At 44.0% G+C, this 23,246-nt stretch carries 21 protein-coding genes; 12 read left to right on the forward strand and 9 right to left on the reverse strand.

Annotated features, from left to right (window positions below):
* Nucleotides 1–101: 101 nt before the first annotated feature.
* The 10 genes from ACSFC1_RS07855 to ACSFC1_RS07900 all read left to right on the forward strand — a co-directional run bounded on the left by ACSFC1_RS07855 (nucleotide 102) and on the right by ACSFC1_RS07900 (nucleotide 10,948).
* Nucleotides 102–905, forward strand: coding sequence for a flagellin (locus ACSFC1_RS07855; RefSeq protein WP_435565549.1), 804 nt, complete (start codon nucleotides 102–104; stop codon nucleotides 903–905).
* 348 nt (nucleotides 906–1,253) lie between these two features.
* Complete coding sequence (locus ACSFC1_RS07860) at nucleotides 1,254–1,976, forward strand: GntR family transcriptional regulator (RefSeq protein WP_435565550.1); 723 nt, start codon at nucleotides 1,254–1,256, stop codon at nucleotides 1,974–1,976.
* 4 nt (nucleotides 1,977–1,980) lie between these two features.
* A complete protein-coding gene (locus ACSFC1_RS07865) occupies nucleotides 1,981–2,856 on the forward strand; it encodes an ROK family protein (protein WP_435565551.1) in 876 nt (291 codons plus the stop codon).
* A gap of 14 nt (nucleotides 2,857–2,870) precedes the next feature.
* A complete protein-coding gene (locus tag ACSFC1_RS07870) occupies nucleotides 2,871–3,650 on the forward strand; it encodes a sugar isomerase domain-containing protein (RefSeq protein ID WP_435565552.1) in 780 nt (259 codons plus the stop codon).
* Nucleotides 3,651–3,655: 5 nt separating this feature from the next.
* Nucleotides 3,656–5,815: a beta-galactosidase gene (locus ACSFC1_RS07875; protein WP_435565553.1), complete on the forward strand. Its 2,160-nt coding sequence runs from the start codon at nucleotides 3,656–3,658 to the stop codon at nucleotides 5,813–5,815.
* A gap of 33 nt (nucleotides 5,816–5,848) precedes the next feature.
* Nucleotides 5,849–7,141, forward strand: a complete 1,293-nt coding sequence (locus ACSFC1_RS07880) for an ABC transporter substrate-binding protein (protein ID WP_435565554.1) — start codon at nucleotides 5,849–5,851, stop codon at nucleotides 7,139–7,141.
* Nucleotides 7,138–8,082, forward strand: coding sequence for a carbohydrate ABC transporter permease (locus tag ACSFC1_RS07885; RefSeq protein WP_435565555.1), 945 nt, complete (start codon nucleotides 7,138–7,140; stop codon nucleotides 8,080–8,082). Before ACSFC1_RS07880 ends, ACSFC1_RS07885 begins: the two co-directional genes overlap by 4 nt.
* Nucleotides 8,075–8,923 (forward strand): carbohydrate ABC transporter permease, encoded by an 849-nt coding sequence (locus ACSFC1_RS07890; protein WP_435565556.1) that lies wholly within the window; start codon nucleotides 8,075–8,077, stop codon nucleotides 8,921–8,923. Before ACSFC1_RS07885 ends, ACSFC1_RS07890 begins: the two co-directional genes overlap by 8 nt.
* Nucleotides 8,924–8,976: 53 nt before the next feature.
* Complete coding sequence (locus ACSFC1_RS07895) at nucleotides 8,977–10,092, forward strand: M24 family metallopeptidase (protein WP_435565557.1); 1,116 nt, start codon at nucleotides 8,977–8,979, stop codon at nucleotides 10,090–10,092.
* Nucleotides 10,093–10,096: 4 nt separating this feature from the next.
* Entirely contained in the window at nucleotides 10,097–10,948 is an 852-nt protein-coding gene (locus ACSFC1_RS07900; protein ID WP_435565558.1) for an SDH family Clp fold serine proteinase, read from the forward strand.
* Here ACSFC1_RS07900 and ACSFC1_RS07905 read toward each other — a convergent pair whose 3' ends face one another.
* Nucleotides 10,949–12,865 carry a transglycosylase domain-containing protein gene (locus ACSFC1_RS07905; RefSeq protein WP_435565559.1) on the reverse strand — a complete coding sequence of 639 codons (1,917 nt, stop codon included), beginning with the start codon at nucleotides 12,863–12,865 and terminating at the stop codon, nucleotides 10,949–10,951.
* A complete protein-coding gene (locus ACSFC1_RS07910; RefSeq protein ID WP_435565560.1) occupies nucleotides 12,862–13,293 on the reverse strand; it encodes a methylated-DNA--[protein]-cysteine S-methyltransferase in 432 nt (143 codons plus the stop codon). Before ACSFC1_RS07910 ends, ACSFC1_RS07905 begins: the two co-directional genes overlap by 4 nt.
* Before the next feature lie 44 nt (nucleotides 13,294–13,337).
* On the opposite strand from ACSFC1_RS07910, the gene ACSFC1_RS07915 reads away from it, so the two are divergent.
* Both ACSFC1_RS07915 and lepA read left to right on the forward strand, forming a co-directional pair.
* The gene (locus tag ACSFC1_RS07915) at nucleotides 13,338–14,336 is read left to right on the forward strand and encodes a P1 family peptidase (protein WP_435565561.1); all 999 of its coding nucleotides are present in this window, start codon (nucleotides 13,338–13,340) and stop codon (nucleotides 14,334–14,336) included.
* The gene (gene lepA, locus ACSFC1_RS07920) at nucleotides 14,333–16,144 is read left to right on the forward strand and encodes a translation elongation factor 4 (protein WP_435565562.1); all 1,812 of its coding nucleotides are present in this window, start codon (nucleotides 14,333–14,335) and stop codon (nucleotides 16,142–16,144) included. Before ACSFC1_RS07915 ends, lepA begins: the two co-directional genes overlap by 4 nt.
* Before the next feature lie 5 nt (nucleotides 16,145–16,149).
* Here lepA and ACSFC1_RS07925 read toward each other — a convergent pair whose 3' ends face one another.
* From ACSFC1_RS07925 to ACSFC1_RS07955, 7 genes are read right to left on the reverse strand one after another with little or no spacing between them, the layout of a single operon-like run.
* A complete protein-coding gene (locus ACSFC1_RS07925) occupies nucleotides 16,150–17,067 on the reverse strand; it encodes a sugar phosphate isomerase/epimerase family protein (RefSeq protein ID WP_435565563.1) in 918 nt (305 codons plus the stop codon).
* A 59-nt stretch (nucleotides 17,068–17,126) separates the two neighbouring features.
* Nucleotides 17,127–18,074 carry a substrate-binding domain-containing protein gene (locus tag ACSFC1_RS07930; RefSeq protein WP_435565564.1) on the reverse strand — a complete coding sequence of 316 codons (948 nt, stop codon included), beginning with the start codon at nucleotides 18,072–18,074 and terminating at the stop codon, nucleotides 17,127–17,129.
* 37 nt (nucleotides 18,075–18,111) lie between these two features.
* On the reverse strand, nucleotides 18,112–19,077 hold the full coding sequence (locus ACSFC1_RS07935) for an ABC transporter permease (protein ID WP_435565565.1): 966 nt from the start codon (nucleotides 19,075–19,077) through the stop codon (nucleotides 18,112–18,114).
* Complete coding sequence (locus tag ACSFC1_RS07940) at nucleotides 19,058–20,569, reverse strand: sugar ABC transporter ATP-binding protein (RefSeq protein WP_435565566.1); 1,512 nt, start codon at nucleotides 20,567–20,569, stop codon at nucleotides 19,058–19,060. The genes ACSFC1_RS07935 and ACSFC1_RS07940 overlap by 20 nt, the downstream gene beginning before the upstream one ends.
* Nucleotides 20,562–21,587, reverse strand: coding sequence for a Gfo/Idh/MocA family protein (locus ACSFC1_RS07945; RefSeq protein WP_435566015.1), 1,026 nt, complete (start codon nucleotides 21,585–21,587; stop codon nucleotides 20,562–20,564). The genes ACSFC1_RS07940 and ACSFC1_RS07945 overlap by 8 nt, the downstream gene beginning before the upstream one ends.
* 22 nt (nucleotides 21,588–21,609) lie before the next feature.
* The gene (locus ACSFC1_RS07950; protein WP_435565567.1) at nucleotides 21,610–22,245 is read right to left on the reverse strand and encodes a PIG-L deacetylase family protein; all 636 of its coding nucleotides are present in this window, start codon (nucleotides 22,243–22,245) and stop codon (nucleotides 21,610–21,612) included.
* Nucleotides 22,245–23,237: a LacI family DNA-binding transcriptional regulator gene (locus ACSFC1_RS07955; RefSeq protein WP_435565568.1), complete on the reverse strand. Its 993-nt coding sequence runs from the start codon at nucleotides 23,235–23,237 to the stop codon at nucleotides 22,245–22,247. The genes ACSFC1_RS07950 and ACSFC1_RS07955 overlap by 1 nt, the downstream gene beginning before the upstream one ends.
* Nucleotides 23,238–23,246 lie beyond the last annotated feature (9 nt).

The raw sequence follows: 23,246 nt of genomic DNA on the forward strand, positions 1-23,246 counted from the left end.
TTGAATACAAAAGCTCAGTGAAGCACAAAAATGAGAAAGCAGTTTCACAACCATCTTGAGTTTTTTCGAAAAAATGATATTATAAAAGCGGAGGGGTCGTCATGAGGATCAACGATATTACAAATGCGTGGATGGTTAGATACCTCGACTTTCTACAGAATCAGCAGCGCAACCTTTCAACCCAGCTCAGTCAAGCAACCATACCATTCAGTGCGAATGTCTCAGCAGGTGCCATATCGCAGAAAATACGAGCACAGATCACAGGATACCAGCAGGCTATGAGCGATGTATACAACGCCATCGGTATGATGAATGTAGCCGAAGGTGGCTTGAACTCTATCAGGTCAAATTTGCAGAGAATGAGAGAACTTGCTGTTCAAGCTTCCAATAGTACGCTGAGTTCCTCAGACAGAGCCGCTCTTGCAGAAGAGTTTCGTCAACTTCAGCAACAGATAAACAAGACCTCTGAACAGACTCAGTACAACAACACAAAAGTTCTGCAGGAAGTGAGAGATTTTCAAGTGCAGACAGGGCCGAATGAGGGGCAGAAGATGTCAATAACGATAAGTCCTGTCAATGCAAGGACACTCGGCGTCGAGAATCTCAATCTGAGCACACCCCAGAATGCCCAAAGTGCTATCGAAGAGATAGACAAAGCTTTGGAACAAACGAGCAACCTGCGTTCTTACATAGGAGCCACAACTAACAGACTTGGTTCTGCCGCCAAGGAACTTTCAAATACGATGATAAACCTCACAACTACTGTGAGCAACCTCACAGACACAGATATGGCAAGAACGATGATGGAGTTCATTCGGTCACAACTCATGACTCAATCTAGTATAAGTGCGCTGAGTCATTCGAATCTGTCACGCCTTTCGGTACTTAGATTGCTCAACATGTGATGAACCAAAAGCCTCATGAAGGTTGAATGGTTTATCCTTTTACTCTTTTGCTAATGTTTTTGAAGAGTAGTCTTGTCAAAGTGTTGACAAAACTAATGTCGTGCAAGAATTGGGGTACCAAAAGACACTGGTTTTGTTAACACGTAGATCTGCAAAGGCTTATTTTCAGAAATCCTCTCTTATAGAGATCTCTCATAGTGTCACACCTTGGAAAAACTCTCACAGAGAGTGATTAACAAATGATCTTGGTAAAGACCCTCTTGGAAAGCTTTTTCTCGCTCTTGTACTCTTGCTTGACATGGTATGATTATAATCATTATAATGATTATAGTAACTGGGGGTGGTGCTTTGATCGACCCATATTCTACAGAACCTCTTTATTACCAACTCAAAGAGATCCTAAGAAAGAATATTCTTGCTGGTGTGTGGAAGGCTGGTGAAAAGATACCCACTGAAAGAGAATTGTCTGAAAGTTTCAAAGTTAGCACAGCTGTTGTAAGACAGGCTGTTTCTCTACTGGCTGACGAGGGTTTCTTGGTCAAAAGACAAGGCAAGGGTACTTTCGTGGTCGATACGAGAGTCAGACAGGGACCAAGAAAGCTATCAAGTTTCAGTGAAGAGATGTCCACAATGGGTTTGAAAGCATCTTCAATAGTCCTCGAAAAGGGTATCAAAGAAGCTGATGAAAAGATCTCTAAGGTTCTTCAACTGCAGCCCAAGACAAAAGTAATAATGGTCAAGCGATTGAGGCTTGCAAACGATGAGCCGCTTGGCATTCAAACCTTCTACGTTGCAGAATACATAGCCCCTGGTTTCCTTGAAAATGATCTGACTCAGTCGCTTTACAAACTTCTCGAGACCAAATACGGAATAGTCATAAGATCCGCCTACGAGAAATACTTTGCCACTGTACTTGACAAATACGAATGCAAGTTGTTACACGTGCGCTGGCCCTTTGCGGGATTCATTGTTGAGCGTATTGCTTTCGATGCGAGCGGCAGTACTGTTGAGTACACGGAGTCTGTCATAAGGAGTGACAAGTACTCAGTCCAAGTTCACTTGAGAAGGTGATTTGGTGTTTTTCGTGTGTGACATAGGTGGTACAAATCTCAGAATGGCTGTCACAGATCTCAATGGGACAATACTGAACAAGCACAGAGTTCTTACTCCAAGAAATTACGATGAGCTTTTGAAAACAGTTGAAGACCAATTTAGAGAGAATTCAAAGAGATTCCACATCTGTGGTTGTTGCATTTCAGTAGCAGGTGCCGTTCTTGAAAACAAGGAGGTGTGGTTGCCAAATCTCTTTGGCCTTGAAAGACTCAAAGTTGCCGAGGATCTTCAGAACCTTCTTTCGGGTATCGAGGTTCACGTGATCGATGATAGAACAGCAGGATTGTTGGGAGAGATTTACAAAGGTTGCGCAGTCTCTAAGAAGAATGTTCTGTACTTAATAATCGGAACTGGTGTTGGGCTGGGAATATTAATTGATGGTGTAGTGGTCTCTGGGTCAGAAAGATTGGCAGGTTCTGTGGGGTGGATAAGAGTGATCGATCCACTGACAGGTAGGATCGACACCGTTGAAAATACGATATCTGGTCCAGGCATTCTAAAAAGGTTCAACACAGTTTGCAAAAACTCTGCCTCGTCCCCGGAGGAAATTTTCCGTCTGTACAAACAAGAGGCAGACAATTGTGTGAGGCATCTTGTCCAGAGCACTTCTAAAGTTGTTGGTTATCTTTTGAGTGTCCTTGTGAATATCTTCAACCCCGAAATCATAATCTTGGCTGGGAGTCTGGCACTTCAATGGGATGTGTTTCAAGATGAAGCCATCGAGGTACTCAAACAGAACATCAGTCCTTCTATCAAGCGACCACCTGTGAGGATTTCCAACCTTGGAGAGGATGCTCAGCTTCTTGGTTGTACCAAATACTTACTCTCAATCCGATGAAAGGAGTGGCAAAATTGTTTGCATTTGAGGTATATCTTGAGAAGATTCAAAGCATTCTAAAGAAGATCAAGACAGAACAGAGAGACAATATCCTGAAGGCAGCGAACTTGATGGCAGACTGCATTTCAAAGGGTGGCTTGGTTCACATGTTCGGCAGTGGTCACTCGATAATTCCAGTTTTGGATGCATTTCCCAGATATGGAAGTTTTGTTGGATTCAACCCTCTCACAGATCCTCGCTTGATGTGGTTCAGCCCTACAGGTCCTGCGAGTGCTCCTGGATTGTTGTTGATCGAAAGAAAGGAAGGATACATCGAAGATGGTTATTTGAGATACCAACCGCTTGCAAAGGAAGATGTCTTGGTTGTCTATTCACACGGCGGAGTGAATGCCGCACCAGTTGAGGCTGCACTCTATGGAAAAAAGGTCGGAGCGAGTGTCATTGCGGTTCTTTCGGTGCAGAATCAGACTCTTGCAGTGCCAACACACAGTAGTGGTAAAAAACTCTCTGATATCGCTGACCTGATCATAGACAACTGCGTACCGCCTGAAGACGCTGTTGTTCCTTTGGAAGGCAGAAAGGAAAGGTTAGCGGCTTCTTCCACAGTTGCTGCGGTTGCGATCACCATGTCTCTCGTTGCTCAGACAGGAAGTATCTTGCACCAGAGGGGTAAGGATCTGAAGATCTTTGTTTCTCCTAACGTTGAAGGATTCGGCGTGGATTACAACATAAAGATCTTCGACGAACACCAGAAGACAATGAATGAACATTACAAGAGAATCTACGGGGAGTGATGAACTTGAAGGGTTTCTTTCCTGTATCGGTGTGGTACGGTCCTCACAGATCACGAGCACCCATGGTGGCAAAGATCGAATCCGTCCAGCAGATCGAAAGGGACATCACCACGATAAAATCTCTTGGATTCAACTCGGTCAGGTTTTGGTACGACTGGGCAGCCGCTGAACCAAAGCCAGGAGAGTGGGATTTTTCAACCATCGACACACTGCTTGCAGTGGCAGACAGCTTGCAAATAAAGGCGATCGTTCAGGTGTACACAGATTCTGCACCAAACTGGGTAGAAAGAGATTATCCAGACTCACTTTTTGTGGACAGATCTGGTTTGCTCATACACTCTCAAGCATCGCCAGGGTATTGTTCAGACCATCCGCAAGTGAGAAAACACATAGAGGTATTTCTGCAGAAACTTGCAGCAGTCGTGGCGCCGCACGAATCTTTTTACGCATGGGATATTTGGTCAGAGCCCCACATCGTGCAATGGTCTTGGATTGATTACATAAAAGACCCCTGGTTCTGCTACTGTGAACACTCTCAAAGGAGATTCATCGATTGGCTTAAGAAGAAATATCAAACGATTGAGGCTTTGAACGACTCGTGGTATCGAAAGCACGAAAGTTGGGAAGAGGTCATAGCACCCAGGTATGTTTCCCTGTCGAGCTTCAAAGATTTGCTCGATTGGATCCAGTTCAACACTGAGAAGATAGCAGAAGATCTACACTGGAAGGTCACAACTATCAAGAAGGTAGATAGCAGCCACGCAGTATCGAGTCATGCTGCTATATCAAGTGTCTACGGAATACCCGGCATAGGTTATGGTGCCTCAGATGACTGGAAACTTTCAGAGAAGGTAGATGTATGGGGAACCTCATTCTATCCCAAACACACAGGTTCCTGGATGCCATTGAAGGCTCATCATATGGGAGTAGCTTTGGATGCGAGTAGATCTTCCTGTGAAAGCCGAGGAAAGCCATTCTGGATAGGTGAGCTTCAAACTGGACATGGGGTAACGGGTCTGAGATTTGGTGAGCCCGTTGACAAGAACGATGTCGAGAGATGGGCATGGCTTGCCGTTTCAAGAAATGCAAAAGGCTTGAACTATTACGCGTGGTTACCCATGAGCTGTGGTTACGAAGTCTCTGGATTTGGTCTTACTGAGTACGATGGTTCAACAAACGAAAGATCGATAGCTGCCGGTAGAGTGGCGAGGACGATAACTGAAAAGATGGAAGTCTTTTTAAACTCAAAACCCTTGGCAGCAGAAGTAGCAATACTTTACAACATTGAGTCTCACAAAGCCCTTGCGTGTTTGAGAGCAGAGAGCGCCGAACTGATTAGAAAAGACATCTTTGGGATGTACAAGGCGCTCATGGATGTAGGTGTGAACGTCGATTTTTTGCACATCAGTGATCTGCAAAAAGATTTGTCAAAGTACAAATTGATACTCATACCCTTCTCGATCGCGTTAGACGAGCAGAGTGCCACAGCAATAAAAAGGTATGTTGCCAACGGTGGAACCGTTCTGGCGGACGGTCGAATTGGATGGATGAAAGAAGACGGTTCTCTGTGCGAGAAGATTCCCGGGTTGGGGTTGCACGAGCTGTTTGGCTGCGAGGAACTGTGGATGAAAGAACTGAAGGAGCGGGCAACTTTCAAAGAAAAAGATCTGACCATCTCCGCTTGCCGGTATCTTTCAACATATAGAGTAACGACTGGTAATGGAGTTGCTTTCTTTCAAGACCAACCAATCATAGTCGAGAACGACTACTTCTCGGGAAAGGCAATCATGGTTGGAACACTGCTCGGTGTTGGATATGAAGAAACGGGAAATCTTGATAATCTCGAGCTGGTAAGAAGAATTGCATTCGAATGTGGTGTTCAAAGAAAATACTCGATTCATGCAAGAACTGGTGATACGAGCGGTTTGGAAATTCGTCTTTCCACAGCACCTGCAGGTGAAGTTCTCATTTTTGTGTTCAACCACCAAGACAGTAAATGTTCTTTTGCTCTTTCTCTACCCAACAACCTTTCTGAGCGCACCTTTGAAAGAGTGACATCCCTGAATCACTCAAAGAACGTTGGATTAGAAGACACAAATGAATTTACAGTGATAACAGATATCGCTATGGATGGCGGAGAAACAGTTGTTTTTCTGCTTGAATGAGAATCTTGAAACCTTAGATGGGAGGGGTGAAGGATGAAAAAGTCGTTACTTCTGTTAGTGGTCATTCTCTGTGTTTTTCTCAGCTTCAGCGCCTTTGGAAAAACCAAACTGATCTTCGCCGTGCACTGGTCGGACTACCAGGTCGAGGGAGTGAAGGACGAAAATGGTAATGTCACGGTAAAGGGGCTCAGACAGTACGTTGAAGAGTATCAAAAACTGAACCCAGACGTTGAGATCGAGATACAGTCGGTGCCGTTCGACGACTATTTGAAACGTATACTGATCAGTCACACCTCTGGGGTTATAGCAGACATATATGTATTGTACTCACTCTGGGGTGTTCAGTTGGTTGATTCAGGTATACTCGATCAAGTTCCAAAAGACATTGCCGACAAGGTCAAAGCCAACTTCGTCAGAGTAGCAGTCGACGGTGCAACGATCGACAAGGCTATATGGGGTGTACCAGTCGAAGTTGCAAACTACGCACTCGTCTACAACAAAAAGTTGTTGCAAGAAGCAGGTTTCAATGAGCCACCAAAGACGTGGGATGAACTGGTTGCGATGGCTCCAAAGCTCACCAAGAGAAATCCAGATGGCACTGTAGCACAGTATGGTTTTGCCTTCCTTTCAGGTTGGGATTCCGCTGTGGTCCATCCTTTCTTGGCGTTGCTTCATAGCAACGGTGGCAAACCATTCAAAGACGACTTCACCGAATCTTTGCTGACTTCAAAGGAAGCAATCGAAGCACTTGAAGCAGAGCTAAAGTTGTTCAAGAATGGAGCAACAGATCCTGCTGCAAGTGTGTGGGGCTTCCCGTCGGGCAAGGTAGCCATGATGATAATGGCTCCATGGTATGAGACGGCGTTGAAACTGGGATTCAAAGATCAATACGAAGAGACAGTCGGTGTAGCTCCCATACCATACCTGAAGAAGCCAGCCTCGGCTGGATACACTTGGTTCATTGCCGTTGACAGTGCATCGAAGAACAAAAAGGCAGCCTGGGATTTCATAAGATGGATGACCTTGCAAGATGTTGGTGGCTTTACCAGAATTGGAGAACTCATGGCTAAGAATATCGGGTCAATTACGCCGAACAAATTGGATCTTGCTTTCTTCAAGAACGAGCTGAACGATCTGTATACTTCTGTCTTTGTCAAAGAGCTTGAGAACACTTATCAAGAGCCAAATGTCGCACAAGGGCAGGAGATTAAGACAATACTAATGAGGGAAATCATCGAAGCCTGGAATGGACGAAAGAGTGCCGAAAAAGCTTTGAGCGATGCAAAGAAGGAAATTGACAAAATCCTGGCAGAGTTTTACAAATGAGAGGAGCATTCAAATTGACTCACCTATCTTCCAAGATGCGTAAAAGCTCTTCTAAAAGAACTCTTGAAAGAAGAACAGGGGCAGGGCACATGTTCCTTGCCCCTGCTTTGGTCTTTTACTCGCTTTTCTTCATCTATCCTGTCTTTTTTTCCTTCGTTGTCTCGACGAAGAGGTGGAATATGTTAGTCCCACTGTCAAGGGCACGAACTGTGGGGTTTTCAGAGTACTCCTATTTGCTGAAGGATCAGATGTTCTTGGGTGTTTTGGGAAATACACTCCTGTATGCCTTGGCAACAGTTTCTCTCACAATAGTTATTGCTCTCATTCTTGCGGTTTTGATAAACAATGCAAAACTGTCAGTTCTTTGGAGGTTCATCTACTTTGCACCAGTTGTAACTCCACAGGTTGCTATAGGCACAATCTGGGGTTATCTTTATAGGCCAAACAATGGTCTTTTCAACTCGATTCTCAAAATCTTTGGCATTAGACCGATCTACTGGTTAACAGACGCAAATGTAGCTCTCATATCGATAATTATCACAGCAATATGGGCGGGTATTGGCGGCTCGATGTTGATCATAACTGCAGGCTTGAAAAATATACCACAAGACTACTACGATGCTGCCAAGATCGATGGTGCTGGACCGTTCAGACAGTTCTTTCATATTACCGTCCCTTTACTATCTCCTACCCTACTCTTTCTAACTGCGACGGGGTTCATAGGAGCTTGGCAGGTCTTTGATCTACCGTTTACGATGGGGAGGAACGCACCTGCAAGAAGTGTGATGACAGTGTCTTGGTATGTCTATGAAACAGCATTTCAGTCGTTGAGGATGGGAAGGGCATCTGCTGGGGCTTTCCTGCTCTTTTGTGTGATCTTTGGTTTCACGTTGTTCATTCTCTGGGTTTTCAGGCGTGGAGGTATCAAAGGATATGAATAGAAAAAAGACGATGAAAATCTTTCTCGAGATAGTCAGATACGTGATCATAGTTTTTGGCGCTTTTTGGATGATACTGCCGTTTTTTTGGCTGTTCTCAGCCTCTCTCATGACTCCCCAAGAACTGATGTCTGATACTCCAAAATGGCTGCCCGAAAAACCGCAGTGGGGTAATTATCTACAAGTACTGAAAAAGATACCGATACTGACTTATTACAGAAACAGCCTCATAGTTGCCGGTTCCGTGACATTACTCGTCATTCTCACGAGTTCCATGACAGGTTTTGCCTTCGCAAAACTCAGGTTTTTCGGCAGAAAGATTCTCTTCAGTTTCGTCCTTTCAACTATGATGTTCCCTGTCTTCATATTTCTGATACCCGTATACTACCTCATGAAACTCTTTGGTTGGTTGAACAGTTATTTGTCACTCATTGTTCCTTTTGCGGTCAGTGGTTATGGAATATTTTTGATGAGACAGTTTATAATGACCATTCCTGATGAACTGTTAGATTGCGCAAGATTAGATGGTGCAAAAGAATTCAAAATCTACACGAGAATAATCCTGCCTTTGATTAAGCCAGCCTTGGCAACGCTTGCGATACTCACCTTCATCGGTCAGTGGAACTCCTTCTTGTGGCCACTGATAGTCACATCAACAGCTCAAAGACTTATGACTCTACCTGTGGGTATATCAAGGTTGTCATTGGCATTCTCCACGGTAGAAACGCAACATTTGATATTAACGGCACTCGTCTATCAAGTGATCCCAATGGTTGTTCTGTTCTTGTACCTGCAGAGATATTACATCCGCGGCTTTGTACTAAGTGGCTTTGGAAATCTGTAGTCTTCAGCTAACAATTCGGCTACGATGCAGTATAATATCTTTGGGTGATGTAAATGGTAAGGGCTTTGTTCAAAGCAAGAGTACAGCTTCTGAGGAACTTCATTAAACAAAAAGGTTTTGATGGCATACTTCTAAGCAGATGTGACAACTTTGCCTGGTTCACCTTTGGAGCACGTAATCATATCACTCTCAACACAGAGGTAGGATCTGCCCATATATTTGTAAACGACGAGAGTGTATACCTTCTCACTAATAACATTGAAAGAAAACGCATTGAAACAGAAGAACTCCACGAAGATATTCTTTCGGAAATCGAGGTTGCCGAATACCTATGGTCGAAGAATATGGTTGAAGTTCTCAAACCCTTCACCGCGGGTAAGAAGATCATTTCTGACACAGGTATGCTCGATACAGTGAACTGCAAAGCACAGATCGACCAGCTGAGATACACACTCACTGAATTCGAACTGAATGTCTATCAGGATCTTGGAAGAACTTGTGACCACGTTTTAAACCAGCAGATGAAGGAATTGAACCCCAAGATGACAGAACTCGAGGTCCAAGGCATGGTCTACAGATCACTTGCAAGAGAAGGTATCGAACCGATCTTCGTAATGGTCAGCGGTGAAGAAAGTGCGAAACTTTATAGACATAACCTTCCGCGGAATGTCCTTCTGGGAAAGAAAGTTTTTGTGAGCATCTGTGCGCGAAAAAGAGGGTTGGTTGTCTCTCTGACAAGGTCTGTTCTGTTCGAGAAAGATCAAAGTTTGATCGAACAACACAAGCAGAATTGTTATGTGGACGCAGTTGCAATTGCAAACTCAAAAGTTGGCGTGAAACTCAGCACAGTTTTTGAGAAGATCAAGCAAGCTTATGCAGAGGTTGGCAGACCTTATGAATGGATGCTCCACCACCAAGGTGGTCTCGCGGGGTACAACGCAAGGGAGATTGTGGCAAACGAATCAACAGATTATGAGTTGAGGATAGGCAACGTCCTTGCCTGGAATCCAACGGTCACGGGAACAAAATCGGAAGACACTGTCGCTCTGACCCAAGAAGGGCTTAAGATAATAAGTTATTTCGAAGACAGTGATTGGCCATATCTTGAATTTAAATTAGAAGGCACAACTATGAAAAGACCAGACCTCTTGATTTTGGAGAGAAGGTGAAAAGATGTGGTCTTCTTTCATATTCGAAATCTTCTGGATGATTTTGATCCTGAGTTTTTTCATACCCTTTATTCGTGCGAATATGCAGAGATCTATGAGAGAAGCACTGATAAGACAGATCGAAACAAAGAGAAAGAGTAGAGTTATAACATTGATTCACAGACAAGAGTCAATGAGCTTTTTTGGACTGACATTTGGTAGGTACATAAACATCGAAGACTCCGAAGAGATACTTCGAGCTATCAAGTTAACTCCAAACGAAATGCCAATAGATATAGTCTTACACACCCCTGGAGGGCTGGTTTTGGCAGCAGAACAGATCGCACGAGCTTTAGTCAAGCACCGTGGAAAGGTGACCGTTTTCGTGCCACACTACGCAATGTCTGGTGGGACACTGATAGCCCTTGCTGCGGATGAAATAGTCATGGATCCAAATGCAGTGTTGGGGCCACTTGATCCGCAGATTGGTGGTTACCCGGCACCATCTATACTCAGCGTGCTTGAAAAGAAAGATATTAACGAAATAGACGATGAGACGCTCATATTGGCTGATGTGGCCAAAAAAGCTACGCAGCAAATGAAAGATTTCGTCACGTGCTTGCTCAAGGAAAAGGTGAATGAAGAAAAAGCTAAAGAACTTGCAGAAACTTTTTGTGGTGGGCAATGGACACATGACTATCCGATAACCATGGATCTACTCAAACAAATGAACCTTCCTGTTTCAGATCAAATGCCTCAGGAGATCTATGGACTGATGGAGTTGTACAAACAAACGGAACAGCGCAGACCCTCTGTTCAGTACATTCCAGCCCCTTACAAGAGTGGTGAGCAGAACAACGCATCATCGAAGGGGTGATCACCAGGAACGTGTGTCCTTGAGTCTTTCCCACAATCTACGTGCCAGTTCTTGATCACTCTGGTTCAGTGAACTCAAAAGGTCGAGTACCATCTCGTTGGTCATCTGTTTAGTCAGTTCGATAAGAGTCTCTTCGGTTAGTTTCCCTTCGCCTAACCACTGTATAATCTTTTCAACATCAAGGGTTGGCATGACATATGTGGCCCTTGGTCTACCTTTCAGCAAGACATTCCACTTCGGCAAAACACCGCTGTAAGAATATGAAGCGATGACTTTCGACCAAACTGGAGCTGCACTGAGACCACCAGTCAAGTTCGCCCCATCGACGGCTACTGCGAGTAGGATTTGGCTGTCACCACCGATAAACCATGCGGTTTTGTCAGATGTACCTGTTTTGCCAGCCACTGGTACTTTCTGTCTTGCGTAAACACCTGTTCCCTGATCTACAACACGTTTCATTATATCTAACATGATTGAACTGGCGATTATCGTATCGTTTTTTCTGGCTTTGATGACGTTGAGAACTCTTGGTGAAGCCCTGTAAATGGTTCTGCCAAATGGATCTTCTATTCTATCTATTATGTACGGTTGCAGAACAACTCCACCGTTGAAGATTGCGGCATAAGCTTTGAGAAGCTCTTCGGGTGCGCTTTCAACGGTTCCAAGGGCTACCGTTAGATCATCTGGATAATACCCCTTCAGCCGAAGCTCTTGTTGCAAAAAGCGTACTATTTTGTCTCTGCCCAACTGCATGAAAAGATTCACTGAAGGTATGTTTCTCGATTCTATCAGTGCCTGTGCAAAACTCACAGTGCCTTTGAACTGTTTATCAAAGTTCTCCGGAGCCCAGTCACCTATGCGAATTGGCAAGTCTGTTAGCTTACTGTCGGCGGTCCAACCCTCGAGCAAAGCCAGATAGTAATAGAGTGGCTTTATCGAGGAACCAACCAATCTCTTACCTTCAGGATACGTCAAACCCACACCTTTGTAAAGACAGACGGCGCCACTAAATGGATCGAGTGCCTCCAAAACAGTATTCTGTTCAAACTGAGATGCATTCTTCGATAGCACTGGATCGAGCGTGGTGTAGATCTTGTAACCCTGTCTGACCTCGCTGAGTCCCAAACCGATCGAGTTCAGTTCTCTGACGACTCTCCAAAACACTTCTTCGTCGAGATTTCGCACAGGTTTTTCCTTGAATGCCATCTTTTCAAGATTTGAAAAGACCTCTTGTAATTCCTCCTCTTTCAGATATCCATCTTCAATCATCCTGTTCAAAACTGTTTTCGCCTTCTTTTTGGAAAGCTCAGGATCTTTATATGGGTTGAAATTCTCAGGTGATCTTATGGTACCGACCAAAATCGAGCTTTCCTCAAGACCTATTTCAGAAAGATCCTTTCCAAAGTAGTAGTTGGAGGCACTCGCAAGACCATACAAACCATTCCCCATGTAAGCCGAGTTTAGGTACATCTGCAAAATTTCGTCCTTGGTTCGAATTCTCTCAAGCCATAGAGCAATAAAAGCTTCTCTGATCTTTCTCTCCCAAGTTCTTTCCGTTGAAAGATAAAGAGTTCTTGCAACCTGCTGGGTGATTGTACTGGCACCTTGAGTTATTGAGCCACTGATCATATTCTGAATAAAAGCCCTTGTGATTCCAAAAAAATCGATCCCGAAATGTGATAGAAAATTTTTGTCTTCAGAGGCGAAGAGTGCGTTTATCAGAACAGGTGGTACCTGAGATATATCTTTCCAGAAAGATCTGGAAAGAACAACAGGCGAGCCGTCTCTGTAGAAGATGATGAGTCCCGTGGGGAGTCGAGATTCAGGTGGTTCAAGGTCTTTCACACTCAGAGAGTAACCTGCCCAAAGCCCAACCAAAGATATGACCATTCCCAGAAAAAAGGCTATCTTCCTCACAGACTGCACCCCTCTGTCTCGAGCAACATTTTTTTCCAGTCTAAACCACCCGTGAAGCCACCCAAGGAGTTCTTGCCAACTACTCTATGACATGGGAAATATACAGGCAAAGGATTTGCCTTAAGTGCTTGACCAATCGCTCTGGGTGAAGTTCCAAGTTTGATCGCTAAGTCTTTGTAAGTAATCGTTTGGCCATACGGTATCTTCCTAAGCGCATACCATACTCTTTTCTGAAACTCTGTACCTGATACCTTCACTTGAAAAGTCAGATCCTTCTTCACACCGCGAAGATAATCTAAAATCTGTTCAAAGATCATCTTGTCAATTTTTCCATCGCACGTTCTGTTGAATTCTATCCTCACAACATACCCGTCTTCTTCACAAATACAAAGAGCGCCACATCTTGTTACAACAGATTGACAGTTCATCACTCTACCCTCTTTCTCTGTGATAATATTCGTGGGTGATCACCGTGCGAAAAAGATTTCGAGAACTTGGTTTGAGTTTTGGCAGGCTTCAGCCTGCAGAAAAGAATCTTATCACAGACGTTGGAAAAATCAAAGTAGGCCACGTGACACTCTGTTACGATAGACCTTCGATCGTGAGAACTGGTGTGACTGCAATCGTGCCAGAAAATGTTTTTGAAAGACCGTTGAGTGCTGCATGTGCTGTATTGAATGGCTTTGGCAAATCTGTCGGGTTGCTGCAGGTGGAAGAACTTGGACAGTTAGAGACTCCCATTCTCTTGACGAACACTTTGAGTGTTGGAACGGTTTTTCAAGGCGTGGTTCACTACATGAGCACTAAGTATAAATTCAGAACGCTCAACCCTGTGGTTTGTGAATGCAACGATGGTTTTCTCAACGACATACTCTATCCTGCTGTGAAACCAGAAGATGTCTTTAAAGCCATTGAACTGGCTTCTGAAGATTTCGAACTGGGTAGTGTTGGTGCAGGAACTGGCATGACAACCTTTGGCTTCAAGGGAGGCATAGGTAGTTCATCAAGAAAGTTGAAGGACAATTTCAGAATGGGCGTACTCGTCTTGGCAAACTTTGGTTCTTACGAAGACTTAGTCATTCTTGGCTCGAGGGCATCAGAGTATGTGAGAGCTGGGATAGAAAGAAAAGAAGAAAGTGGCTCAATCATAATCGTAGTCGCAACTGATATGCCACTCGATTCGAGACAGTTGAAACGAATTGCAAGGCATTCATTCCTTGCCCTGGGAATGCTCGGTGCACCGGGTTATCATTCAAGTGGCGACATCTGCATAGCCTTCAGTACTTCAAAAGGAACGACAGAGGAGACAAGGGAGAACTTCGATTCACTCTTCAGAGCAGTCGTCGAATGTACCTATGAAGCCATATGTGACGCTCTATTCTGTGCAGAAACGGTGAATGGATTTTTGGGAAGCGCAACAGCAATGCCAACCGAATGGGTGATAGAATGTAGCAGGAGGGACAGATTTTGAAAGACACCGAACTGATAAGAAACATCTGTATCATCGCTCATATAGATCACGGTAAGACAACCTTCGTTGATCGAATATTGGAACTGACAAAGAGCGTCGATCCAAGACTGATGCACGAGCAATTCCTCGATCAAATGGAGATCGAAAGAGAGCGTGGCATTACCATAAAGGCACAGCCTGTGAAGGTTCTTTACCAGTATGGCGATAAAGAGTACGAAATAAACATCATAGACACACCTGGTCATGTGGATTTCTCATACGAAGTCAGCCGTAGCATGGCTGCATGTGAAGGAGCAGTCCTGCTCGTCGATGCCTCTCAAGGTGTTGAGGCACAGACCGTTGCTCACACATATCTGGCAATTGAAAACGATCTTGATCTTGTTCCTGTGATGAACAAGATTGATCTACCTCATGCCAATATCGATGAAACAACAGACGAGTTGGTCAATCTGGTTGGTGTAGATCGATCCGAAATCTTGAAGATGAGTGCCAAGACTGGCGAAGGCGTTAAAGATGTACTTGATGCGATAGTTCAGAGAATTCGTCCACCTAAAGGAGACTCGTCGAAACCTTTAAAGGCTCTGATCTTCGATGCGAAATACGATAAGTATCGTGGAGTGATAGTCTATGTAAGGATCTTCGATGGTGTAATCAAAAAAGGAGACAAAATCGCCATAATGTCTACCAATGAACAATACGAAGTAATAGAAGTTGGAATCTTTACGCCAGATATGAAACCAATCGATCAGCTTGGACCTGGTGAAGTTGGCTATATAATCGCCGGTATAAAGGAAGTGAGCCATGCAAAGGTTGGTGACACCATTACCAATGCTCTAACGCCAATCGAATCACCTCTGCCGGGGTACAAAGAAGTAAAACCGATGGTCTATGCTGGTATGTTCCCAGGCTTGCCCGAGTATTATGAAGAGCTGAAAAAATCCCTTGAGAAGCTCAAATTGAACGACTGGGCTCTGACCTTCGAACCAACACATTCTCCGGCTCTTGGCTTTGGCTTCCGCTGTGGTTTTCTTGGACTTCTGCACATGGATATAGTCAGGGAAAGACTCGAGAGAGAGTACGAGATGGCTGTCATCTTGACAGCACCCAACGTGGAATACAAGATACTCTTGAGCGATGGGCATACCGTTCTGATAAACGACCCAGCGAAATTCCCAGACGAAGATTCTATTCAAAAGGTCTACGAACCCTTTGTGAAATTATCGGTGATAACCCCCACAGACTATGTTGGAGACATATTCACAAATCTTCAAAACGAGAGAAGGGCAACACTGCTACACACAGAGAATGCTGGAAAGAACAGGGTCATAATGCAGTTCAAGGTACCTCTTTCAGAGATCATCACAGACTTTTTTGACAAATTAAAGGCAATAAGTCACGGCTATGGCTCGATGGACTACGAATTTCTGGGATATGAAGAATCAGATGTGGTGAAGGTATCAATACTCGTTAACAAGGAACCTGTAGATGCTCTGGCAACGATCGTTCACAAGAGCAAAGCTTACAACGTTGCAAAGAAGCTGGTCGATAAACTTTCGGAGTTAATACCGCGCCATCAGTTTGAGATACCCGTTCAAGCAAAGGCGCACGGGAGAATCATCGCACGAGCTGATATAAAGGCACTTAGGAAAGATGTACTTGCAAAGTGTTACGGTGGAGATGTGACCAGAAAGATGAAACTGCTCGAAAAACAAAAAGAAGGAAAGAAAAAACTCAGAGAGATAGGCCAAGTGACAATACCACAAGAAGCCTTCCTCGCGCTGTTAAAGATCGGCGAGGAAGAGCAGTAAACTTTTTAGACAAATCTTCTAAGGTGCTCAAGACCCATTTTTAAACCAACTTTCGATTTCTCTACGGTGCCGAACCACACCGGATCTTCGTGTTCTATGCTTATAACAAAGTCATATCCAATCTTTTTCAAAGCGAGTATGAATTCCTCCCAATCGATTTCTCCGAAACCTGGTAATCTGTAACTCCACCAGCTCTTACCGTGCAGGTTCGTCCCAAAATGTCCAAAGATACCTTGATCGTCCAACAGGCTATCATCGATTTCCACGTCCTTTGCATGAACATGAAAGATTCTGTCTTTGAACTCCTGAATTACTTTTACATAGTCTATACCAAGCCAGTAAAGGTGTGAAGGGTCATAGTTCAGACCGAAAGAATCGGGTGTTACTCTGAAGATTTCCCTCCAAAGCTGTGGCGAGTAAAAGATATTACCTATCTTCTCAGGTTCTTGCCAACCAACCATTGGGCAGTTTTCTATCATCAACTTAACATTTTTCCTTTCAGCGTAAGAGATCAATGGCTTGAAGACTTTTTCAAATTCCTCGAAATTCTGCTCTACAGATTTTCTTATGTCTCTACCAATGAAGGTGCCAACCAATTCAACCTTCAACAAACTTGCAGCGTCTATAACCTTTTTTAAATGTTCATTGACTCTCCTGCGTTTTTCTAAATCCGCGTCAAGGTTGTTATCATAATAAGCAAGAGAAGAAATACTCAACCCCTTTTTCTCGAGTAAACTTTTGATTTTTTCAGCTTTCTCTTCGTCAAACTGCTCGACATCTATGGTCGTCGATGAAAAATCTCTTTCATTCACAACTGGCCATGCTGCAACTTCCAATGCTTCAAAGCCATTTTCACAAGCCCAATTTGCAATCTCTTCAAATTTCATCTTTCCAAGTGCAACCGTCAAGAATCCCACTTTCATAAGATTGCCTCCCTCGAATAAGATAAGAGCAGGGTCAGGCAGAAGCCTGACCCTGAGACTCAGAAGACCGATTCTGGGAAGTAGTAGTCTTTTGCGTTCTCTTTTGTGACTGTCTCTGTTGCCAGTATTATCTTTCTTGGAATACCTCTCTGGTAGAAACCATTGAGATCTTGTTTCTTCAACGCCATCACCGCGAGATTAATCGCCGTTGAGATCATGTTCGGCGGATAGGTGAAGTTAACACCTATGAGTGGATGACCATCCATGATCATTTTGACCATGTTCTTCTCACAAGCTCCGCCAACCAAAACTATGTTCTTGTCTCTTCCTGCTTGTCTGAGTGCCAAAAGAACACCGTGGAGCATGTCATCGTCGCCTGTCCAGACAGCATCGATCGTTGGGAACTTTGTCAAAAGCGTTTGCATCACTTCAAAAGCCTTTTCTCTGCTCCAGTATCCCGGTTGTTCTGCAATGATCTTCAGATCTGGGTACAGGCTTATGGCATCTTTGAAAGCCTTGACTCTTTCATCGTCAATGCTGCATGGTATACCCCTGATAACCACGACATTTCCTTTACCTTTGAGCTTCTCGGCGATGTACTTTCCTGCGAGATAGCCGTACATGTAGTTGTCACCAGCGATGTAGGTGTTGTACTCTTCAGAGTTTATCCCTCTGTCCACTATGACTGTGAATACACCTTGTCTGAAAGCTTGAACACAGATTGGTGTAAGTGGAGCCGATTCGTACGGGTTGATCACAAGTGCGTCGATGCCCTTTGCCAAAAGTGCCTGTACTTGAGCGATCTGTTCACTTGGTTCTTTCGCTGTGACCAGGTAGAACTCAGCGTTCGGATCGTTCTGATACTGCTTGATCGCATATTGCGCCCACCAAACCATTCCACCAGTCCAACCGTGGTCTGCTGCAGGAATTGCCACACCTACTCTGAGCTTCTGAGCAAAACTCAGTACTACCATGGCTACAAACAGGATAACAAGAAACTTTCTCACAAAAACACCTCCCTTGAAATTACCCCCAAAATGGGGTTTATTCTTTTCTCAGATTTTGCAGTATTACCGCTCCGATGATGATCAAACCCTTAACCGTGCCTTGAAGGTACACTGCCACGTTGAGCATGACAAGCATGTTGTTTATAACTCCCAAGATTAAGGCACCAAAGAATGTGCCGAAAATACTACCCTTACCGCCGCTGAGACTTGTGCCTCCTATCACCGCAGCAGCGATTGCATCGAGCTCAAAGCCATTTCCTGTAGAGGACGAACTCACCGCACTCATCATTGAAGACAACAAGATTGCAGATGTTGCAACAGAAATACCGCTCACTACATAGGTCCAGGTTCTGACCATATCTACATTGATCGCCGAATACATCGCTGCCGTCTCATTTGCGCCCACGGCGAAGATATGCCTACCGAACTTGGTCTTATCGAGCAAGATGTAAGCTACAATGGCATAGACGATGAACACAAGCATCGGTAAAGGTAACCCAAAGACGAACTTCATTCCTATACTGGTGTATCTCTGCGACATAGTCATGTAGACTCCACCGTTGGCAAAGTTCAAAACTAAGGATCTGTAGATTGCCATACCACCGAGCGTTGTAACAAAGGCTGGTATTCTACCCTTTGTTGTCAGAAGCCCTATACCAAAGCCTAAGAGCACTGCCACTGCATAGGTGATCAAGATCGAAAGAATCACAGAAGATGTTCTATCACCAAATTTGTTCACCAACTGGATCGCCACAGCACCCAATAAGGCGAGCATTGAACCTACGGAAAGGTCTATGCCCCCCGCTATCATCACAAAGGTTATACCAATGGCGATGATTCCAACATAAGATGTCTGCCAGAATATGTTCAGTATATTTCTTGGTTTCAGAAACGCAGGGCTCAGAATTCCAGAGAAAACCATCAGACCAATCAGAATGAAAACTATAAGATATTTTGATAGATTGATACTTCTGAAAGTTTTCTTAGCCGTTATAAGAATCACCTTCCTCTAAACCTGTAGCAAGATAAATGAGATTCTTCTCGTTTATCTCTTCACCAGTTACAATTCCAACTATTCTTCCGTTTCTCATAACTATGACTCTGTTGCACAGCCCAATGATCTCTGGCAATTCAGAAGAAACCACGATGAAGGTGACGCCGAGTTCCTCGATCATTTGATGCATGATCTGATATATCTGGTACTTTGCGTTTACATCCACACCACGTGTAGGTTCATCGAAGATAAAAACCTTCGCGCCTGTGAGGACCAGTTTGGAGATCACCACTTTCTGTTGATTGCCACCGCTCAGGGTTTTGGCAAGTTGAAATGGTGTTCTGGCTTTTATGTCGAATTTTTGTTGGTAATTCTTAAAGGTCTTGATCTCATCTTTCCTCTTGAGGAGTATCTTCGAAAATTTCTCAAGTGACATGAGCGTGGTGTTCATGAAACTTTGAAGAGAAAGGATTATTCCAGCGGTCTTTCTGTCTTCAGGAAGATACGCAATCCCCAAATCTCTTGCACTTTGGGGTGAATTGATGTTAACGGTTTTTCCATCCAGCAGTATTTCACCGGCTTCTAACTTTCTAATACCTATTATCGTCTCCATCAGTTCAGTACGACCAGAACCCACAAGACCGTAGAAGCCAAGCACTTCCTTCTTGAAGACTTTGAAACTGAGATTTCTGAAGGTTCCATCTTTTGCGGTGAGGTTTCTAACCTCCAAGACCACCTCTTCTGTGGGCTTGGATCTTGGGGGGTACAGTTCTTCCAACTTTCTTCCGATCATGAGTTCTGCTATCTGCTTTTCTGTAAGCTGTTCTGTTTTTCCTTCGTAGACCTTTCTTCCATCTCTCAACACTATCAGATCATCGGTGACCGATTTGATCTCCCTGAGTTTGTGAGAGATGAAAACAACCGTGACACCTGAAATCTTCATACTCCTTACGACTTCGAAGAGTTTACCGATTTCGTCTTCACTCAAAGAAGAAGTCGGTTCATCCATTATCAAAACCTTGACTTGTTTCGATATCGCTTTTATTATTTCTACCATCTGTTTCTGTGCTGGAGAAAGCTCTGAGACGTAGAGTCTTGGTTCTATTTTCAAACCAAATCTGTTCAGATACTGCTGTGTTTTCTCAATCATCTCTTTCTTCTTGAGGAAGAGATTCTTTTCAATCTCATCTCCAAGAAAGATGTTTTCATACACCCTCAGTGTGTCTACCAGATTGAGTTCCTGTGGTATGAGAATTATGCCCATCGACTTGGCTTTGATTGGATTGAGGTAGACCCGTTGGTTTTCAACAAAGACTTCACCATCGCTTGGCTGTAAGAACCCAGAAAGAATTCTCATCAAAGTGGACTTCCCTGCACCGTTTTCTCCTACTACACCGTAGATCTTCGATCTTTGAAACTGCACATCAACGTTGTGCAAGACTCTCACAGAAGAAAAGTCCATGCATATGTTCTTTCCAGATAGAACGATCGTATCACTCATTGATCTTCATGGCTCCTCCTCTGTTTGAGGATTCAAAGATCTTCTCAACAACCTTCACCGCTATTAGACCATCCTCTGGTTTGACGATTGGTTCTTCAAGTTCCAGGCAGACCTTTGCAAAATGATCTATGACAGGCATCTTCCAGTATGGATCTTCGTTGGTGAAAAGTGGTTTCATAATGATCTCACCGTGCATCGTCACTGGCTTTGATAAGTAGATATCGATCTTCGATGGATCAGTCTGACCAATCTTTAAGGTGCCCTTTTCGCCGTATATAACGAAATAGTTCTCCTCTAAACCCTTTGTAATCCAGTTAGCATCGAGTGTTGCAATTCCCCCATTCGAAAGTTTCAAAACAGCACTTGCTACATCTTCCACAGTACCTTGTTTCTCAAGAGTTCCGATCATCCCAGTACACTCGGTTATCTCTAAGCCAGTCAGGTATCTTATCAAATCGACTTTGTGAACCCCGAGATCTCCCAAAGCTCCGAACATCGCTGAATCTTTCTGGAAAAACCAAGCGGCTTTCGGTGACCAATTCTCAGGTCCGGAATGACCAAACATAGTCTTTACAAGTCTTATTTGACCAATTAACCCTGAGGCAACTATGTCCTTGGCTTTCTGGTGGTGAGGGAAAAATCTCTGAGAATGGTTAGTCATCAACACCTTTTGCACTTGCCGGGCAGTTTTAACCATCTCTTCCCCCTCTTGAGAGTTTGTCGCCATAGGCTTTTCAACGAGCACATGTTTGCCCTTTCTCAAAGCTTCTATCGCTACCTTCGCATGAAGGTAATTTGGCAGGGCAACGATCACAGCGTCAATATCGTCTCTTTCAAGTAAATGTGTGTAATCTGAATAGAAGCTTATTTTTTCGTCTTTCAATTTTTCCCTGAAGAAGTTCAGTCTTTGCTCGTTGCTATCAGATATCGCAACGAGTCGAGCATATTCAGAGTAAAGAGTATTGGGAATGTGCAACACCTCGGAAATCTTCCCAGCGCCTATGACACCTATTCCCATTTTTTTCACGATACACACCTCCTCAAATCGAAGCGATGTCCAAAAGTTTTTTCCTGTAAGGAGCCAAAGGAAACCTTGAGCCGCAGTATTTGAAAACTTCTGCAAACTCACAACCAACTTGAATGCCTCTGAAACCAGGTGCATAGACAATAGACGGCAATATCTCTTTCAAATAGACTTTCTCTTCAAAGGCATCCTTCATGAGCTCTATCGCCTTTTTCCTGAACTCAAAGAACTGCGTTATGTCAACAGCCACATCGAAGTCGAAATCTATACTCGAGGCTGGTATCTCAAAAAGATAGATCTGTTTTTCGAAAGTTCTTGCCAATCTCACCGTCTGCTCAGAGACTATCTGATGATCATAAAGGATCTCTTTATCCCAATGCGTAAAAACAATTTGTGGATCTAATTCTTGAAAGACCTTCCTAAGATCTTCTGACAGCTGGTGCTGGTTTATCTTGCCATACGAGTATTGAAAGTACATCGGTTTTGCCCCGAGCAGCTTCATTGCGTCCTCAAACCCCACTATTCTGTCACCACAAACGCTGATCACATGAACCTCATGACCATTCAATGTGAATCTCTTTATGGTTCCACCCATGCCTATGACTGAATCATCGCTGTGAGCTGAAACAACAAGAATTTTCTTCAGAATCATCAGTCCTTTCTCTTGAGACTCGACTGTCTCACAACCAACCTTGGCGAGAAAACATATCTCTTCACCTTTGTGTTACCTTTGATCAATTCAAAGAGCAATTTTGCCGAGATCTCACCCATTTCTTCAACAGGTTGATGAACAGAAGAAAGAGATGGTGAGATGATTTCACAAAGTTCCTCGTCGTTGTCGAAACCAACGACAGCTATATCTTGTGGCACACTCAAACCGAATTCTCTAATCGCCTTCATGGCACCAACTGCCACAAGATCGTTCATACAGAAGACACCATCTACGATGTGCCCAGAGGCAAGAATCTTCTTCATCTGTTCATAACCAGCAACTTCATCATAACCAACGGCATAGGCAGATGGTGGCAAATTGAATTCCTTAAGAGCTGCCTGATAACCCTCAAGCCTTAGGAGTGAGACGTACAGCTCATGAGTTCCACCCAAATGTACGACCTTTCCACAACCGCTTTCTATCAAATGTTTTGTGGCACAGTAGGCACCGTAGAAGTTATCCAGCACAATTGAGACAACGTTCTCCATATTATAATCCTTATCGAACACGACAACGGGGATGTACGAAGAAACCTCGAGCACCAAATCATCACTGACGCGGGAGTTGCCTATTATGATTCCATCGACTCCGTGAAATCGTGCATTTCTTATTAGCTTTTCCTCTCTCTCCAGATTTCTGAAAGAATCCATAAGAACGACCAGTGTGTCTTCGCCACAAGCTTTTTCAACACCTCGTGTAAGACGTGCGAAGAATGGGTTCACGATATCTGGCACAATGAGACCTATCGAAGTGATCTTTGTCTTCTTTGCCATGACTCTGGCGTGGTAATTTGGTGTATACCCAAGTTCCTTAGCCACACGTAAGATCTCCTTGCGTTTCCTTTCGCTGACTTGACCCTTACCGTTCAGAACCCTTGATACAGTCGAGACCGACACCTTTGTTAAGTGTGCTATCTCTTTGAGTTTGGTCACCTGCTAACC

It is taken from the genome of Pseudothermotoga sp. U03pept, assembly GCF_051235805.1.
Taxonomy (GTDB): domain Bacteria; phylum Thermotogota; class Thermotogae; order Thermotogales; family DSM-5069; genus Pseudothermotoga_B.